At 69.9% G+C, this 15,949-nt stretch carries 18 protein-coding genes; 8 read left to right on the plus strand and 10 right to left on the minus strand.

All coding sequences use genetic code 11. The features are described from left to right. Positions 1–89 precede the first annotated feature (89 nt). A complete protein-coding gene (locus tag BLT59_RS10090; protein ID WP_091779020.1) occupies positions 90–683 on the plus strand; it encodes a GNAT family N-acetyltransferase in 594 nt (197 codons plus the stop codon). Between the two features lie 34 nt (positions 684–717). Here BLT59_RS10090 and BLT59_RS10095 read toward each other — a convergent pair whose 3' ends face one another. Together BLT59_RS10095 and BLT59_RS10100 are read right to left on the minus strand one after the other, a co-directional pair. Continuing rightward, entirely contained in the window at positions 718–1,479 is a 762-nt protein-coding gene (locus tag BLT59_RS10095) for a ComF family protein (protein ID WP_091779022.1), read from the minus strand. A gap of 30 nt (positions 1,480–1,509) precedes the next feature. Next, on the minus strand, positions 1,510–1,740 hold the full coding sequence (locus tag BLT59_RS10100) for a hypothetical protein (RefSeq protein ID WP_091779024.1): 231 nt from the start codon (positions 1,738–1,740) through the stop codon (positions 1,510–1,512). A gap of 150 nt (positions 1,741–1,890) precedes the next feature. Between BLT59_RS10100 and BLT59_RS10105 the strand changes: the two genes are divergently transcribed. Continuing rightward, a complete protein-coding gene (locus BLT59_RS10105; protein ID WP_091779026.1) occupies positions 1,891–2,781 on the plus strand; it encodes a methyltransferase domain-containing protein in 891 nt (296 codons plus the stop codon). Beyond that, positions 2,778–3,140 carry a DUF427 domain-containing protein gene (locus BLT59_RS10110; RefSeq protein WP_091779028.1) on the plus strand — a complete coding sequence of 121 codons (363 nt, stop codon included), beginning with the start codon at positions 2,778–2,780 and terminating at the stop codon, positions 3,138–3,140. Before BLT59_RS10105 ends, BLT59_RS10110 begins: the two co-directional genes overlap by 4 nt. 17 nt (positions 3,141–3,157) lie before the next feature. Here BLT59_RS10110 and BLT59_RS10115 read toward each other — a convergent pair whose 3' ends face one another. Further along, positions 3,158–4,672, minus strand: coding sequence for a DUF6880 family protein (locus tag BLT59_RS10115; RefSeq protein ID WP_091779307.1), 1,515 nt, complete (start codon positions 4,670–4,672; stop codon positions 3,158–3,160). 52 nt (positions 4,673–4,724) lie between these two features. Then, positions 4,725–4,964, minus strand: coding sequence for a DUF2188 domain-containing protein (locus BLT59_RS10120; protein ID WP_091779030.1), 240 nt, complete (start codon positions 4,962–4,964; stop codon positions 4,725–4,727). Between the two features lie 96 nt (positions 4,965–5,060). Between BLT59_RS10120 and BLT59_RS10125 the strand changes: the two genes are divergently transcribed. Beyond that, positions 5,061–5,354, plus strand: coding sequence for a hypothetical protein (locus BLT59_RS10125; protein ID WP_244513929.1), 294 nt, complete (start codon positions 5,061–5,063; stop codon positions 5,352–5,354). A 6-nt stretch (positions 5,355–5,360) separates the two neighbouring features. On the opposite strand, the gene fabI is transcribed toward BLT59_RS10125, so the two are convergent. The 3 genes from fabI to fabA all read right to left on the minus strand — a co-directional run bounded on the left by fabI (position 5,361) and on the right by fabA (position 8,460). Beyond that, positions 5,361–6,191: an enoyl-ACP reductase FabI gene (gene fabI / locus BLT59_RS10130; protein ID WP_091779032.1), complete on the minus strand. Its 831-nt coding sequence runs from the start codon at positions 6,189–6,191 to the stop codon at positions 5,361–5,363. 366 nt (positions 6,192–6,557) lie between these two features. Further along, positions 6,558–7,784, minus strand: a complete 1,227-nt coding sequence (gene fabB, locus BLT59_RS10135; RefSeq protein WP_091779034.1) for a beta-ketoacyl-ACP synthase I — start codon at positions 7,782–7,784, stop codon at positions 6,558–6,560. Positions 7,785–7,923: 139 nt separating this feature from the next. Then, positions 7,924–8,460, minus strand: coding sequence for a 3-hydroxyacyl-[acyl-carrier-protein] dehydratase FabA (gene fabA / locus BLT59_RS10140; protein ID WP_091779037.1), 537 nt, complete (start codon positions 8,458–8,460; stop codon positions 7,924–7,926). A 214-nt stretch (positions 8,461–8,674) separates the two neighbouring features. Between fabA and irr the strand changes: the two genes are divergently transcribed. Beyond that, complete coding sequence (irr, locus tag BLT59_RS10145) at positions 8,675–9,190, plus strand: Fur family transcriptional regulator Irr (protein WP_091779039.1); 516 nt, start codon at positions 8,675–8,677, stop codon at positions 9,188–9,190. Between the two features lie 215 nt (positions 9,191–9,405). Here the strand turns inward: irr and BLT59_RS10150 are convergent, their stop codons facing one another. Further along, positions 9,406–9,969, minus strand: coding sequence for an SH3 domain-containing protein (locus BLT59_RS10150; protein WP_091779041.1), 564 nt, complete (start codon positions 9,967–9,969; stop codon positions 9,406–9,408). Between the two features lie 256 nt (positions 9,970–10,225). Between BLT59_RS10150 and BLT59_RS10155 the strand changes: the two genes are divergently transcribed. Next, positions 10,226–11,224, plus strand: a complete 999-nt coding sequence (locus BLT59_RS10155; protein ID WP_091779043.1) for a 2-hydroxyacid dehydrogenase — start codon at positions 10,226–10,228, stop codon at positions 11,222–11,224. A gap of 30 nt (positions 11,225–11,254) precedes the next feature. On the opposite strand, the gene BLT59_RS10160 is transcribed toward BLT59_RS10155, so the two are convergent. Both BLT59_RS10160 and BLT59_RS10165 read right to left on the minus strand, forming a co-directional pair. Beyond that, on the minus strand, positions 11,255–11,881 hold the full coding sequence (locus tag BLT59_RS10160; RefSeq protein ID WP_091779045.1) for a Crp/Fnr family transcriptional regulator: 627 nt from the start codon (positions 11,879–11,881) through the stop codon (positions 11,255–11,257). Between the two features lie 87 nt (positions 11,882–11,968). Continuing rightward, a complete protein-coding gene (locus BLT59_RS10165; protein WP_091779047.1) occupies positions 11,969–13,318 on the minus strand; it encodes a flavin monoamine oxidase family protein in 1,350 nt (449 codons plus the stop codon). A gap of 140 nt (positions 13,319–13,458) precedes the next feature. Between BLT59_RS10165 and BLT59_RS10170 the strand changes: the two genes are divergently transcribed. Together BLT59_RS10170 and BLT59_RS10175 are read left to right on the plus strand one after the other, a co-directional pair. Continuing rightward, a complete protein-coding gene (locus BLT59_RS10170; protein ID WP_091779049.1) occupies positions 13,459–14,175 on the plus strand; it encodes a sulfate transporter family protein in 717 nt (238 codons plus the stop codon). A gap of 128 nt (positions 14,176–14,303) precedes the next feature. Further along, a complete protein-coding gene (locus BLT59_RS10175; RefSeq protein WP_091779051.1) occupies positions 14,304–15,578 on the plus strand; it encodes an efflux RND transporter periplasmic adaptor subunit in 1,275 nt (424 codons plus the stop codon). Positions 15,579–15,949: the final 371 nt, after the last annotated feature.

Consider the following 15,949-nt stretch of genomic DNA (forward strand, 5'->3'; position numbering starts at 1 on the left):
ATGGATATAGGGATGCGAGACCCGCGCTGTCTTTGGGAGGAGCGTCCGGATCACCCCGCGCCGCAGCGCGCACGAACCGGAGCTTCATCATGGCGGCACAAGCCCTCGATGGGCCGGCCCACACCATCCGGCGTCTCTGGCCGGCGGACCGCGCGGCGGTCCTCGACTACTTCTTGCGGCTGGATCCCGAGACCCGGGCGAGCCGCTTCATGGGCAATGTCAGCGAGGGCGGCGTCCGGGCCTATGCCGCACAGGCGCTGACCGCGGAGGGCGTGATGTACGGCGCTTTCGTGGGCGGCGTGCTGCGCGGGCTCGGCGAGTTGCGTCCGATGGGCCCGGGCGCCTCCCGCTACGCCCTGGGCCCGCACGCGGAGGCGGCCTTCGCGGTCGAGCAGACCTTCCGCCGGAAGGGCATCGGGGCTGCCCTGTTCGCCCGGATCGCCCGATCCGCGCGGCATCGCGGCGTCAAGGATCTCCACGTCCGCTGCCTGTCGGGCAACGGACCGATGTTGCGGCTCGCGGCCAAGCACGGGGCAGCGCTCCAGCACGAGGGCCGGGAGATCGAGGGGGCCTTGCACCTTGCACGTCCGACACCGTTCTCGCTCTGGTACGAGGGAATTGCCGAGGCCTTCGACTTCACCCTCGCGGCGAGCTTTCCCGAGCGGATTCAGGCCCGGCGCTGAAGCCGCAGCCCTTCTCGGATCGGTGCGCCGGTGGTCAGCCGGCGGCGTCGCCGACGAGGGCGAAGGTCAGAAGATCGACCGACGCCGCCCCGCCGCGCAGCAGCGCCCGGGCGGCCGCGTTGCCGGTGGCGCCGGTGGTCATGACGTCGTCCACGAGGAGGATCCGACGCCCGCGGATCCGATGCTGTTCGGCGGTCGCCACCCGGAAGGCGCCGCTCAGATTCTCGGCCCGGGCGGCGCGGCTCAGACCCACCTGGGATCGCGTCGCCCGCACGCGCACCAGGGCCGAGGCGACGAACGGCAGCCCCGCAGGACCCGCGATCGCCCGGGCCAGCAGCGCGGATTGGTTGAAGCGCCGGCGCCACAGGCGACCGCGGTGGAGCGGCACCGGGACCAGGCATTCGGCGTCGGCGATCAGGGTTCGGCCGCTCGCGGCCATCATCCGCGCCATGACACCGGCGAGATCGAGCCGATCCTCGTACTTCAGCCGGTGGACGAGACGGCGTGCCACGGCGTCGTAGAGAGCGACCGCTCGGGCACGTCCGAACACCGGCGGTTCCGCAATCGCCCGAGGCGAGAGGAGTGGGCCGATTCCGAGGTCGACCGCGAACGGCGTGCCGTAGCGCTGACAGACCGGTTCCTCGATCAGGCGCAGGCTCGACCAGCAGGCCGGGCAGAGCGCACCGGGATCGGCGGTTGCGCTGCCGCAACCTGCGCAGGTAGGCGGATAGATGAGAGAGATGACCCCGCGCGGCAGGCAGCGCAGGGCCGTGGCAATGGCCTGGATGGCCGTCATGCGCAGAGCGCGCCGGTTTGGAACCCGTTGCTACTGGGCCGAGACGGGGCGTGCCTGCGGCGCCATCTGGCGGTCGCGGGCGTTGGCACGGTGGCGGCCGATGGCACAGCCGGCTGCGGCGCCGACGAGGCCATGATGGCCGGCGTAATGGCCCGCGATACCACCGACGATGGCGCCCTTGATGCAGCCCTTCGCCTCAGCGCCGCCCGCGGCAGCCAGGGTGGTGAGGGCCACGGCGGCCCCGACGAGCATGCGCTTCATGATTGGTGCTCCATGACAGAATCTCGGCCGTAGGGCCGGTTGCAGCAGGAACAGCGACGCTGCCGAGTCGTTCCGTCATCCTAGCGCAGCTCACGGGACCGTGCACGTGGACGGTGGCGCGACGCCACGGCAGATGCCATCTGCCCTGCGATGGATGCTCCCGCCGCCCTGTTCGACACGCCCCTCGCCCGCCGTCGGCTCGCCCGAGCCGGGCGCCTCGGCTATCCGGGCTTTCTCCTCGATCGGCTTGCCGAGGATCTGGACGACCGGCTCGGTACGGTCCTGCGCGATTTCGTCTCGGTGCTCGACCTCGCCACCCCGCTTCCGGTGGCGACCCGGATGCTCGCGGCCCGGTATCCGGCGTCGCGCCATCTCCGCCTTGCGGCCCTGTCCGAGCCGGGCGGCGGCCTGATCGTCGGCGATCTCGAGGTGCTTCCGCTGGCGCCGGGAAGCGTGGATCTCGCGGTCTCGCTGCTGGCGCTTCACGCCGTGAACGACTTGCCGGGCACGTTGATCCAGCTGCGCCGTGCCCTCCGGCCGGACGGACTCTTCCTCGGCTGCCTGCTCGGCGGTGCGACCCTCACGGAACTCCGCCAGAGCTTCGCGCAGGCCGAGAGCGAGGTCGAGGGTGGTATCAGCCCCCGCGTTGCGCCCTTCGTGGCGGTGCGCGAGGCCGGCGGCTTGCTCCAGCGGGCCGGCTTCGCTCTGCCGGTGGCTGACACCGACACGCTGACGGTGCGCTACGCCGACCCGTTCGGGCTGATGCGCGATCTACGCGCCATGGGGATGACCAACGTGCTCACCGAGCGGCGGCGAACGCCGCTGCGGCGCGCGACGCTCCTGCGCACGGCCGAGATCTACGCCGAGCGGTTCTCGGATCCGGACGGTCGCGTGCGCGCGACCTTCGAGGTGCTGTGGCTGTCGGGCTGGGTGCCGCACGAGACCCAGCAGAAGCCGCTGCGGCCCGGCTCCGCCAAGGTGCGACTCGCCGACGCGCTCGGGACCGTCGAGCTGAAGCCCGAGAAGGGGAGCATGCCATGAAAGTGCCTGGACCGGACCACCCGATCACCATCGCGCCCGAGCCCCGACGCGTCCGCGTCGTCGTGGCGGGCGTGGCGGTCGCCGAGACGCGGAACGCCCTGCGGCTGCAGGAGGCGCAGTATCCGCCGGTCTTCTACGTACCGCGGAGCGATATCCGCGCCGATTGCTTCGTCGCCTCGGCGCGGACGAGCCACTGCCCGTACAAGGGCGACGCCCATTATTTCGACCTCGTCGTCGACGGGACCCGGCGCCCCGACGCGGTCTGGAGCTACGGCGACCCGTATCCGGCCGTCGCGGCGATCCGGGAGCACGTGGCGTTCTATCCGGACCGGGTCGACGCGATCACCGTGGAGGACTGAACCGGTCGGAAGGCTGGTCAATCCCGGACCAGGCTCCAGAAGGCGTGCTTGCGGCCGTGCGCGGCCCGCAGCGCCTTGCGGTAGGTTTCCGGATCCGGGGTGACATCGCCGGGCGCGAGGCGCCCGGCCAGGGCCTCCAGCTCCGTAAGGTAGCGTGCGCCGTGGGAATAGGCGGCGCTGCGACCGTTCTCAAGGATGGTGTCGAGCAAGCAGCGATACAGGATCGTGGCTGCTCGGGGGTGGTCCTGGGCCAGCGCTTCGGCCGCCGGCGCCAGCGTCGCGAACTGGTCGCCCTGCCAGATCCCCGGCCGTGCGACGACCAGCCCGGCGGCGCGGCGCAGGTCCGGCCAGGCTGCGAGGAACGCGAGCGCTCGATGTGGCTGCGGGAAGGCCTCGACATGGTCGAGGGCGCGCTGCAGCGCCTCCTCGTCCTCGAAATCCGGAAGCTTCGCGAGGTAGGCCCGCAGCATCGGGGCGTCGAGTTCGCGCTCGAACCGTGCCCAGCGCATGGCCTGCGCCTCGTCGCTCCGGCCCAACGCATCGAGGATGTCGATCTCCAGCGCCTGCCGCTCGCGCTCCGGTCCGCGCAGATCGAAACCGGCGATCAGGTCGGCCCGAGTGGCGATGCGGAGGCCGGGGTCCTGCATGCGTCGGATCCAGTCCAGGGCCTCGCCGGCCCGGCCGGCACGAAGCAGCCGTCGGCCGATCCCCACGCGATCCTCTCGGCCAGGGAGCATCGCCTGCTCAAGGGCGATGAAGGCGTCCGTATCGCCGCGACGGTCGGCAATGGCCTGCCGCAGGCGCAGGATCTGGATCCGGGCGGCCTGCCGGTGATGGGTCGCCTCGCGGCGGAGATCACCGCCCTTTGGCATCGCGGCCTCGGCCGCGGCGAGCCGGTCGTCGATCTCGGCGAGGGCCGGTTCGGGCAGCGACGGGATCATGTCCGCGAGGACCACGCCGAGAGGACCGAACGGATCCGCCGCGAAGGGCTCGACGAGGCGCATGGCCAACCCGGCCGCATCCTCCGGCGGCAGGGCCCCGGCGGTTTCCACGAAGGCCGCGGCGGCACGGTCGAATACGCCCTGCACCGCACCCGTGCTGTCGTCCACGCGGTTCAGAACCGCGTCCGCACCGTCGAGAAAGCGCCGGAGCCGGTCGAGCGCCGCGCCCGGATCGAGGGGGCGCAACTCGTTGAGGATCACCGTCACGGTGGTGTTGAGATCCGCCGCGAAGGTCCGGCGCTTCTGCCAGTCGATGTAGCCCTGCGCACCCTCGAGCGCCGTCAGTCGCCGATCGATGATCGCCGCGACGGCCTCTGGACCCTGAAGGGAGGCAAGCGCGGCGGTCACCAGCTTCTTGAAGGCCGGATTGCGCCCGGTCTCGCCGAGGATAAGCCCGATCAGGCGGTCCGGGCCGAGCGCCGCAAGCGTTTCGGGTGACGGCGTGGTGCGGCGCGCGCCCTTCGGCAGGGCGGCCGCCTTCCGGTCGGCGGGGGGCGCCGCCGTCGGTGTCACGCGCCGCGCACGCGCCACGATCGTCCCCGCCGATGCCTCGAATCCCGCATGGCCGTCCAATCCGCGGCGGTTATTCCACGACGCGGGCGCGGGGCCGGTCGCTGCCCTGCGCGGTCTCGTCGTGCCAGCCTCCGGCCTGATCCTGGTAGCGGATACCCTCGGTCGAGCCAGGGACCTGCTGCTCGGCGGCCGCGGCCTGCGCCGCCTGCAGCGCCTCCTCGCGGCTCGGGAAGGTCTCGGAGAATACGTCGCCGACCTTGTAGGCGTAACCGCCGTCGTGCTCGACGATGTGATAGGTAACTTCGGACATCACGCCTCCTGTACGCGCCGTTATCGTTGAGCGCGAACCCGCCGGACGCGCCGGGGTTCCAGACGCCGGAGTTTCCGGCCTCCGATCTGCCGGAAAGTGGACCTAGAGCGCCTCAATCCCGGCATGCAGACGACGACGATGCAGCTTCGCCCGTTCCTCGCCCTCGCCCTCCTCCTGGTCGCCCGTCCTGCGAGCGCCGAGGAGGGCTTCCTCGACAAGCTGTTCGGCGGCTCCGGGCGCGGAGCGCCGCCCAACCCCTTCGCGTCGAACTACCCCTCCGCGCCGCCCTCGGCCGAGGAGGCACGCGCCGCGCGTGAGCGGCGGCCGGTCCGCGGGGAGCGCGGTGCTCCGGCCGGTCCGCTCCCTCCGGGGCGCATCCCGGAAGAGTGAGGTGGCTCAGGCGTCGCCGACGACGCCGGCCGCGTCCTGCGCCTGCAGCACGTCCGGGCGCGGCATCGAGATGATGTTGTAGCCGGCATCCACGAAATGGACTTCGCCGGTGACGCCGCCCGAGAGCGGCGACAGCAGGTAGAGGGCCGAACCGCCGACATCCTCCAGGCTGACCGTGCGCCGCAGCGGCGCGTGGGCCCGCTGGTGGTTGAACATCAGCCGCGCATCGGCGATGCCGGCGCCCGCCAGCGTCCGCATCGGGCCGGCAGACAGCGCGTTGACCCGGATCCCGTCCGGACCCAGGTCGCTGGCGAGGTAGCGCACCGAGGCCTCCAGGGCCGCCTTGGCGACGCCCATGACGTTGTAGTTCGGCATGACCCGGGTCGCGCCGCCGTAGGTCAGGGTCAGAAGCGAGCCGCCCTGGTGCATCCGCTTGGCTGCGCGCTGCGCGATCTCGGTGAACGAGAAGCACGAGATCGTCATGGTGCGCACGAAGTTCTCGCGCGTCGTCACGTCGACGTAGCGACCCTTGAGCTGCGCCTTGTCGGAGAAGCCGATGGCGTGGACCACGAAGTCCAGGCCGCCGTCGAAGCGCGCATCGAGCGCCTCGAAGGTCGCGTCGACAGAGGCGAGGTCCTCGACATCGCAAGGCAGGACGATATCCGAATCGAGCTTGGCGGCGAGCGGTGCCACGCGGCGACCCAGGGCCTCGCCCTGATACGTGAAGGCCAGTCGCGCCCCCTGGTCGTGTAGCGCCTTGGCAATACCCCAGGCGATCGAGTGATCGTTCGCGACGCCCATGATCAGGCCGCGCTTGCCTGCCATCAAACCCGTCATGCCGACTCACATCCTGACCGAGCACGCCGTGCCCGCGAAGCGGGGACGGGCCACGGTCGCGAAGAGCGAACCGCGGCAGGTTGCCTTAACGCGGCTCGCTCTCCGTTCCAAACGGGCCAGCAGCCGGCGTCGGCCAAAAAAAAGCCCCGCCGGGTGGCGGGGCGTCGGTGGAGATGTGCCGGGGTTCAGAAATGCCCGTCGGTATGGGATTGCGCTTCCTCAAGCAGGGCCTGCTTGGCGTAGATCGCTGCGCAACCGGCGATCACCAAGCCGCTCAGCGTTCCGAAGATGAAAGTCCCCATCGCCACCACCAGATCTCAACAACGGGTAAACGCCGGCGTTGCGCCGGCGGTTCCCTCCCGGCGATCAGGCGTCGACGTGCTTCAAAACCAGGGTCGCGTTGGTGCCGCCGAAGCCAAAGGAATTCGTGAGCACGTGGCCGAGCTGGGCTTTGTCCCGGCGCTTCCGCAGGATCGGCATGTCGGCGAAGGCCGGATCGAGTTCGTCGATATGCGCGCTCTCGCAGATGAAGCCGTTGTTCATCATGAGCAGGCTGTAGATCGCCTCCTGGACGCCTGTGGCGCCCAGCGAGTGGCCGGTCAGCGATTTCGTGGCCGAGATCGGTGGGCAGTCTTCGCCGCGGCCGAACACCTCCCGGATCGCCTCGATTTCCTTATCGTCGCCGACCGGGGTCGAGGTGGCGTGCGGATTGATGTAGTCGATCCGGGCGCCCTTCAGCCCTTCCATCGCCTGGCGCATGCAGCGGACTGCCCCCTCGCCTGAGGGGGCAACCATGTCGTGCCCGTCCGACGTGGCGCCGTAGCCCGCGACCTCGCCGTAGATGCGGGCACCGCGCGCCCGCGCGTGCTCCAGCTCCTCAAGGACCAGAACACCCGCCCCCCCCGCGATGACGAAGCCGTCGCGGTTGGCGTCATAGGCGCGCGAGGCCCGGGACGGCGTGTCGTTGTACTTGGACGACATGGCACCCATGGCGTCGAACAGCACCGACAGGGTCCAGTCCAGATCCTCGCAACCGCCCGCGAAGATGATGTCCTGCCGGCCGCCCTGGATGATCTCAGTGGCGTTGCCGATGCAGTGATTCGAGGTCGCGCAGGCGGAGGAGATCGAATAGTTCACGCCGCGGATCTTGAACCATGTCGCCAGCGTCGCCGAGGCGGTCGATGACATCGCCTTCGGCACGGCGAACGGTCCGATCCGCTTGGGTCCCTTGTCCCGGGCAATGGCGGCGGATTCGACGATCACCCGGGTCGACGGACCGCCGGAGCCCATGATGATCCCGGTGCGCTCGTTCGAGATATCGCCCTGTTCCAATCCGGAATCCTGGATCGCCTGATCCATGGCGACGTGATTCCAGGCGGTTCCGCCGCCGTGAAAGCGCATCGCGCGCCGGTCCACCACGCCCTCCGGATCAAGGCTGGGGGCGCCGGACACTTGGCTGCGGAAGCCATGCTCGGCGTAGCTGGCGTCGCGCGCGATGCCCGAGCGGGCCTCGCGCAGGGAGGCGAGCACCTCCTGCGTGTTGTTTCCGATGGACGAGACGATGCCCATCCCGGTGATGACGACACGGCGCATGATGGTGACACTACCTCCGTCGTGGCCCCGGTTGCCCGGACCACGTCCCGGTCAGCTAAGATGACGCGGACACAATCTCAACCGTCGAGTCCGTCCGGCGTTGCGGCCAAGCCGCAAACCGGACGTTCGGCGACGCGGCTCAGCTCTGGAACAGGCCGACCCGCATGTCCTGGACCTGATAGACGCGCTCGCCATCCGCCTCGAGCCAGCCGTCCCCGATGCCGAGCACCAGCTTGCCCTGGCGGACCCGCTTCACGTCGACGTTGTAGACGACCTTCTTCATCGACGGCAGCACTTGCCCCGCGAGCTTGACCTCGCCGACGCCCAGGGCCCGGCCGCGACCTGGCGAGCCGAGCCAGCCGAGATGGAAGCCCAGCATCTGCCAGAGGGCGTCGAGGCCGAGGCAGCCCGGCATCACCGGGTCGCCCTGGAAATGGCAGGGGAAGAACCAGAGGTCCGGGCGGATGTCGAGTTCGGCCGTCACGTGGCCCTTGCCGTGGGCGCCGCCCTCGGTCGCGATGGACGTGATCCGGTCGAACATCAGCATCGGCGGCAGCGGCAACTGCGCGTTGCCGGATCCGAAGAGTTCGCCGCGCCCGCAGGCCAGAAGATCCTCGTAGGAATAGTGCGACCGGCGGTTCGCACCCTGCGCTTGTGTCTCGGCGTCTGGCGGCATTGCGGTGGCTGTTTCCTCGGATGTGCGCGATCTTCGCGTCGCGGGCGACTATACTCGGCCCGTCGGCTGGCGCGCGGGTTAGCACGGGGCGCGACGCCTTCAAAGCCTGCCGCCGCGGGAGTGCGGCAACGCTCGGGTTGCGACTGTCCGACCACTTCAATATACTAAGGAGACATCCGTTCCTTCAGGCCCCTCGTCGAGCTTCAGTCCAGCGATGTCCGAACCGGTGCCATTCCAGGCCGTCTTCAACGGCCGGGTCCCCGCCCCCCAGTTGGAGGCCAACGGGACTCCGCGCCGCGGCTGCCCGCTGTCCGACCTGCGCGACCGCCTGCGGCGGGCCGGCCTGCGGCCGACGCGGCAGCGCCTGTCCCTGGGTTGGCTGCTGTTCGGCCGCGGCGACCGCCATCTCACGGCCGAGATGCTCTACGACGAGGCCATGCGCGCCAAGGTGCCGGTCTCGCTGGCGACGGTCTACAACACCCTGCACCAGTTCACCGAGGCCGGCCTGCTGCGCCAGCTCGCGCTGGACGGGTCGAAGGCCTATTTCGACACGAACCCGACCGAGCACCACCATTTCTACCTGGAGGACGAGAGCCAGGTGATCGACATGCCGGATTGCGGCATTACGGTCGATTCGCTGCCCGAAGCGCCCGAGGGCATGGAGATTGCCGGGGTCGAGGTGATCGTCCGGCTGCGCCGCAGCCGTCCGACGGGACGCCGTCAGGGCTGAGGCGTCGGCGCGAGGCCATCGGAAGCGTCGCGAGGCCCGGCATCGTCCGGGCCTTTGTTTTTTCAACGCCGGCGTCATTCTGGGGCGCCGAAGGCAGCCCGGAATCAAGGAGCTCAGTCAGGACAAGATCGTGGCACCTCGGCGGCCCGGCACCCGGGCTCTGCTGAGCAGCCTCGGGATGCTCGCGCGCGTGCCGTCGGGGATTGTCCCGGCCGCTAATCCACGACCTCGTTGGGATAGACTCCCCAGAGGCGATTCTGGCGGATGTAGCCGTCGACATCCCGCTTGTTCGGGAGAGCCACGATCAGGCGGCACCACGTCCCGGTGCAGCTTTTGACGCTGCCGATCACGCCGGTCTGAAGCTTGGCCTCGTCCTCCGCACCGTCATCGGCCTTGGCGCGCAGTGACACGACCGCCTTCTCGGCGCCCTTGTCAGGACCGGCATTCACGATGGCCGTTCGGCGTCCGGACAGCAGCGAATGCAGGACCCAACCTTCAGTCCCCTCCGAATCACGGATCCGGCGCCAGGTCTCGAATTCCCCCACGATCTCGACCGGAAGGCCAGCCCGCTGGAACACCCACAGGGTGCGGTGATCCTTGGACGGCCCTTCGCGGAGGTTGACACGATCGGTCTTGAGGCTGGCGTAGCGCGGCAGCGGCAGCTTGGTGACCGGTCCGACGCCGGCCTCAGGGCCTGCGGGCGGCGCCGCCCGGGCGCCGGTCGCGAGGCCGCCGGCCAGCAGCGCCGCGACGGCGAAGCTGAGGCGTGACACGCGCATGGTCGTCTCCCTATCCGGACGTGGCGTAGGTTGGTGTAGGGCCTGTTCGGCGAGCGGGCCGGGCCGGCTTCCGATTGTGTTCCAGCCCACCTCTGGTAGAGAGGCCGATGGGTCGGAACAGGCTCCGGATCCGGCGCCTCGTGACCGATCCTGTCTGGCCGAGTTCGGTTAACGGACGCTTGCGGGAAGCGGTCCGGGCGAGAGCCACCGGGCGCGAGCCGTAATCAGGGCCGCGGGGCTGACGGGGGAGAGAGACGTGTCGAAGCGCAAGCCGCTGGTGGTCGTGACGCGGCGCCTTCCGGACGCCGTCGAGACGCGGATGCGCGAGTTGTTCGACGTCCGGCTCAATTCCGACGACGCGCCCCTGCCGGCGGATGCCTTGGCGGCGGCGTTGCGCGAGGCCGACGTGCTCGTGCCGACCGTCACCGATGAGATCGATTCCGGGCTGATCGCCCAGGCCGGACCCAACCTGCGGCTTATCGCCAATTTCGGCAACGGTGTCGATCACATCGACGTGGCGGCAGCGCTGGAGCGCGGGATCACGGTCACCAACACGCCCGGCGTGCTGACCGAAGACACCGCCGACATGACGATGGCGCTGATCCTCGCGGTGGCCCGTCGGGTCACCGAGGGCGCGCGCATCATTCCGGACGACGAGTGGACCACCGGCTGGTCGCCGACCTGGATGCTCGGCCGGCGGATCACCGGCAAGCGGCTCGGCATCGTCGGCATGGGGCGGATCGGTCAGGCGCTGGCCAAGCGCGCCCGCGCCTTCGGCCTCCAGGTCCACTACCACAACCGCCGGCGGGTACCCGCCGCCATCGAGAGCGCCCTCGACGCCACCTACTGGGAATCCCTCGACCAGATGCTGGCGCGCGTCGATATCGTGTCGGTGAACTGCCCGCACACGCCCGCGACCTACCACCTGCTCTCGGCGCGGCGCCTCAAGCTGCTCAAGCCCGAGGCCGTCGTGGTGAACACTGCCCGCGGCGAGGTGATCGACGAGAACGCCCTCGCGCGGCTGATCGAGGGCGGCGAGATCTCGGCAGCCGGCCTCGACGTGTTCGAGCAGGAGCCCGCCGTCAGCCCGCGGCTCGTCAAGCTCGCCCGCCAGGGCAAGGTCGTGCTGCTGCCGCATATGGGCTCGGCGACCTATGAGAGCCGCATCGATATGGGCGAGAAGGTCATCATCAACATCAAGACCTTCATGGATGGACACCGGCCGCCGGATCGCATCCTGCCGAGCATGCTCTGAGCGGCGGGCGGGCAATCCGCCGGCTGCCCCTCACAGCGCGTCGCCGGCGACCGCCTGGGGCTTGGCCATGCCCTGCACGCCCTGGAACAGGCGCTCGCTGGTCAGCTTGAGGAAATAGAACCCGAATTCCGGGTTCTGGTAATAGAGCTGCTTCACATCCGAATAGGACACGCACAGCGCGTGTCCCGCCTCGACGCAGACCAGTGAAGCCGTGCGGGTATTGCCGGGCGACAGGAGTCCGAGCTCGCCGACGATCGCGCCTTTGCGCACCTCGAGGTCGACCTCGGGAATCCGGAATACCCCACTCTCGATGTAGTACATCTCGTCGGCGAGATCCTCCTTCCGGAATACTACCTCGCCGACGCCGAACGGGCGGCGCGAGCCGAACGGCCGGAGCCATTCGAGGGACAAGTCGCCGTCGGCGGCCGTCTCGACGTCGCGGACAAGGCGCATCATCTGCCAGAGCCGATAGGCGTTGAACGGCATTTGGATCAGCTCGGTGAGCACCACCGGCATGCTGCCGATGAGGATGCCGTAGGTGATCACCGCGCAACTCGCGCAGAGCGAGATGATCCGCAGCGGAATCATCGTGCTCATGGCCGTCGCCGAAATGGTCAGCGCCGTCCCGAGATAGCCGATGCCCTCGACCCAATCCATCGCCGCCCCCTGAAGCGTAACGGCCGGGGGATGCCCGTCTTGCCCTCCTGCGGCAAGCGTCCCGGCTGCTCCCGCGGCGTACGCGTCTCAGCCTGTGCCCGCCCGGCTACGCTTTGCGGCGTCCGCGCCGACGATGGCGGACACGGCCTCGGCGGCGCGAACGCCCTCCGCGTAGGCGCCGCCCACCGTGCCCCATTGCTCCCGGGAGAGCGCTTCGCCGGCGAACCAGACGGTGTCGGCGACCGACATGCGGAGGGCCTGCCGCGCCGGCGCATGACCCGGCGGGACCACGGCCCAAGAGCCGCGTGACCACCGGTCGTGGCGCCACGCGCTCACCACCGGGATCGCCAGGTCGCGCAACCGCGCCCGGCCGAAATGCTCGGCCAGGACCGCGCGGACGTGGCGGCGCACGCCGTCCGCGCCGGAGCCGGCGGCATCGATCGCCGCGGCCTCGTGCAGGTCGAGTTCGTAATAGTGGAACGGCGTGCCGTCGATGCGGGTGAGCAGCCCCGGCGGCGCATGCCGGCCGCCGTAGATCGCCGCCAGCCGGTCGCGCCCGCGGAACGGGCTCGACGGCCAGTGCAGCACCGCATGCTCGTAGATGCCGGTGGTGAAGCCGTCGATGGCGGCGCGGACCGCATTCGGCAGCGGCGGCGTGAAAGCCGGCCCGTCCCGGAGCACCATCATCGGCACCGTCACGATCACGGCCCGGGCGGCGTATTCGATCCCGGCCGCACTGGTCGCGCGGACGCGACCGTCCGACCAGTCGATTCGCGTCACCGGCGTGGCCAGCGCCACCGGCAGCCCGTCCGTCAAGCGGGCGAGATAGCTGCCGTAGCCGTCGGCAAGGAAGAAATTGTCGCCGTATTCCAGGCTCGGGAAGTCCTGAAGTGAGACCTCGCTCAGTGGCCGACCCGAGACCAGGCCATGGACCTGGGCGACGCGCGCGCCCCAGGCCCCGAGCCCCGGCGGCAGAGCGCGGGCGGCCGGCCGGTCCGGCCCGGGTTGCGCGGCGCCGCGGCTCATGGCGCGGTCCGCGCGATCGAAGGCGCGCCCGTTCGCGCGAATCTCGTCGGCCCGGCCGGGTCGGTTCCCCACCCAGACATGGCTCTCCTGCGGCGCGCGGCGGAGCCGCTCGCCGCGCGTTCGGCCGAGCGCCACCAGGGGATTGATCGGCCCGGCGTGCAGCCAATGGGCCCCGAGGTCGAGGGCGTGGCCGCGGAGGGCTACCGTCAGGGCGCGGCCGCCGACACGGTCCCGGGCCTCCAGCACCGCAACCTTCACGCCCCGCGCCGCGAGCGTCCGGGCTGCGCCGATCCCGGCCGCGCCTGCGCCGATCACCAGCACCTCCGGCGCCTCGGGCAGCGGCGCGAGGCGCGGCCTGTAGGCTGGGCGAAACGCCGGGTCGATCCATTGAGAACCGGCTGACTGCGGCATCGAGACCTGTCCTGTCGTGTTCTGCACGGGTGCGCCCCGCACCGTCTCGCCCCTGCGACGGAGCCCGACCTTGCACCGGTTGCCGCACCGCTTCACAACGCGCCAGCGCCGCTTTCGGCGCGGGCCGGAATCCTCGCCCGATGCTCGTCGAGTCCGCCGCGGCGGCGTTGCGCCAGACCTTCTCGCCGCCGCTGCGCGCGATCCTTTGGAAGTCCCTCGGCCTAACGGTCGGGCTCCTGCTCCTGGTCTGGCTCGGCCTGACCCGGCTGATCCAGGCCTTCCAGGCAAGCCATCACATCTCCACCCAGTACCCGATCCTCGACAACCTCGCCTACTACTTCGCGGGGTTCGGTCTGGTCGTGGTCCTGGCCTACCTGATGCCGGCGGTCTCGATCCTGGTGGCGGGCTTCTTTCTCGACGATGCCGCCGAGATCGTCGAGCGCACCGATTTCCCGGACGAGCCGCCCGGACGCGCCATGCCATTCGGCACCGCTATGGTGTACGCCCTACGCTTCGCCGGTGTGACGCTGCTGGTGAACCTCGCCGCGCTGGTGATCTTCTTCGTCCCGGTGATCGGGATCGCGGCGTTCTTCGCCGCCAATGCCTATCTGCTCTCCCGCGAGTATTTCGAGATGGCGGCTGCCCGGTTCCGCCCCCTCCCCGAGGCGGCCGAGATGCGCCGCATCTTCTCGGTGCGGACGCTCGGCGCCGGCTGCCTGCTGGCGGCACTGATGGTCATTCCGATCCTCAACCTTCTGACGCCGCTCTTCGGGATCGCCCTGATGGTCCACCTGCACAAGCGTCTGAGCCGCCTGCGCCTCGCCGGGCCGCGGCGCCAAAATCACGCTCTGCGCTGATCGGGTCGCTGCTCGGCGCGGGAAAGGAAGCGGGAGCCGATGCGGCCATTGCCCACTCTGGCCGCGCCGGCCGTCGACCGCTACCTTGACGGTGACCCGACTGGACGTTCGGGGCGGAGAGCCGATCGATGAAGGCGCACGACGCGGGCGCGGACGTCCCTCCGCCGCCCGGCACGATTCCGTTCCTCCTGGTCGGCCTCGCCGGCCTCGGGCTGCTCGCCTGGGGCGCCTATGGCCACTGGCAGCGCGACGTGGAGGCGACCGCGACGCTGGAACGGATCAAGACCCTCGTGCCGCAGGTGCGCACTGTCGTGGCTGCGCAGGCGAAGGGACCCCTCGATCTCGTGCTCCCCGGCGAGATGCAGGCCTTCACGACGGCGGCGATCGCCGCCCGCGCCACCGGCTACATCGCCGAGCGCCGGGTCGATATCGGATCGCGCGTGAAGGCAGGCGATCTGCTCCTGCGCATCGCCGCACCGGATCTCGATCAGCAACTCGCCCAGGCCGAGGCGCAGGTCGGCCAGCTGAAGGCGCAGCTGCTCCAGGCACAGGCGCAGGTCGAGCAGGCCCGGGCCAACGTGAACCTCGCCAATCTCACCAACAACCGCACCACCACGCTGGCGGTGCAGGGCTGGGCTTCGCGGCAGAACGCCGACAACACCCAGGCGGGCGTGCTCAGTCAGGCCGCGGCGCTCGCGGCCGCGGAGGCCGGCGTGAAGGTTGCCACCGCCAACATCAAGGCGCAGGAGGCCGTGGTCGACCGCCTGAAAGCGCTCACGGCGTTTGAGCGGGTCGTGGCGCCCTTCGACGGGGTCGTGACCGTGCGCAACGTCGACGTCGGCGATCTCGTTCGGGCCGACAATGGCGGCACGCCGCTCCTGACCATGGATCAGGACAGCATCCTGCGCATAACCGTGAATGTGCCGCAGAACGATGCGGTCGGCGTCAAGCCGGGCGTTCAGGCATCGATCACCGTCCCGCAGATGCCGGGGCGCAGCTTCGACGGCTTCGTGGAGCGCAGCTCCGTCGCCTTGAATGCGGCATCGCGCACGCTGACCACGCAGGTGGACGTCCCGAATGCCGACCAGGCGTTGCGCGCCGGCCTCTACGCCTACGTCACTCTGAAGATCCCCCGGACCGAGCCGGGCGTGACGATCCCTGCCGAGGCGACGGTGTTCAACAGGAACGGCCTGCAGGTCGCCGCCTTGAGCGACGACGACCGGGTGACGTGGCGGACGATCCGCGTGCGGCGCGATCTCGGGCGCACCTTGGAACTGGAATCCGGTCTTTCCGCCGACAGCCGCATCATCGACAGCCCGGCTCCGGATCTGCGCGACGGTCAGTCGGTCGAACCCCTGAAACCGCCGCAGCCGCCTGGGCCGCTCCGCTCGGCCCAGCGGTGACACGCAGGATCCGGCTCGTAATTCCGTAATCGGGACGGCGCCGTCAGCCTCGCGCTGAGCCGAAGCGGGAAGATCGCGGCCGTGATTGGTTGCCGCTCAAGATAAATTCGTTCGGAGAGCGAGTAATACTTAGACGCAGACGGATGAACGATGCCTTTCGGCTATCTGGTCGGCACGGCGTTGTCTCGGAATCTGTCAATCGTCGCAGGATCGCTGTGACGACGGAAATCGAATTCTCGCGGTGTCCGGCTAATTGCCTCTTAACATGTGTCATTTATCGCTGGCCGGACGTGTGACGCAGCGACCGGTGCAATGCGAGACCCCGAAACGCCGACGGCTCGCGGAGACGAAGCGGAACAATCTCGCGCGGC

This window comes from Methylobacterium sp. UNC378MF (assembly GCF_900103195.1).
Classification (GTDB): domain Bacteria; phylum Pseudomonadota; class Alphaproteobacteria; order Rhizobiales; family Beijerinckiaceae; genus Methylobacterium.

Coding starts and splice junctions, on each gene's coding strand:
- BLT59_RS10090 (WP_091779020.1), top strand. CDS start 90: ATGGCGGCACAAGCCCTCGATGGGCCGGCCCACACCATCCGGCGTCTC.
- BLT59_RS10095 (WP_091779022.1), bottom strand. CDS start 1,479: ATGACGGCCATCCAGGCCATTGCCACGGCCCTGCGCTGCCTGCCGCGC.
- BLT59_RS10100 (WP_091779024.1), bottom strand. CDS start 1,740: ATGAAGCGCATGCTCGTCGGGGCCGCCGTGGCCCTCACCACCCTGGCT.
- BLT59_RS10105 (WP_091779026.1), top strand. CDS start 1,891: ATGGATGCTCCCGCCGCCCTGTTCGACACGCCCCTCGCCCGCCGTCGG.
- BLT59_RS10110 (WP_091779028.1), top strand. CDS start 2,778: ATGAAAGTGCCTGGACCGGACCACCCGATCACCATCGCGCCCGAGCCC.
- BLT59_RS10120 (WP_091779030.1), bottom strand. CDS start 4,964: ATGTCCGAAGTTACCTATCACATCGTCGAGCACGACGGCGGTTACGCC.
- fabI (WP_091779032.1), bottom strand. CDS start 6,191: ATGACGGGTTTGATGGCAGGCAAGCGCGGCCTGATCATGGGCGTCGCG.
- fabB (WP_091779034.1), bottom strand. CDS start 7,784: ATGCGCCGTGTCGTCATCACCGGGATGGGCATCGTCTCGTCCATCGGA.
- fabA (WP_091779037.1), bottom strand. CDS start 8,460: ATGCCGCCAGACGCCGAGACACAAGCGCAGGGTGCGAACCGCCGGTCG.
- irr (WP_091779039.1), top strand. CDS start 8,675: ATGTCCGAACCGGTGCCATTCCAGGCCGTCTTCAACGGCCGGGTCCCC.
- BLT59_RS10150 (WP_091779041.1), bottom strand. CDS start 9,969: ATGCGCGTGTCACGCCTCAGCTTCGCCGTCGCGGCGCTGCTGGCCGGC.
- BLT59_RS10160 (WP_091779045.1), bottom strand. CDS start 11,881: ATGGATTGGGTCGAGGGCATCGGCTATCTCGGGACGGCGCTGACCATT.
- BLT59_RS10165 (WP_091779047.1), bottom strand. CDS start 13,318: ATGCCGCAGTCAGCCGGTTCTCAATGGATCGACCCGGCGTTTCGCCCA.
- BLT59_RS10170 (WP_091779049.1), top strand. CDS start 13,459: ATGCTCGTCGAGTCCGCCGCGGCGGCGTTGCGCCAGACCTTCTCGCCG.
- BLT59_RS10175 (WP_091779051.1), top strand. CDS start 14,304: ATGAAGGCGCACGACGCGGGCGCGGACGTCCCTCCGCCGCCCGGCACG.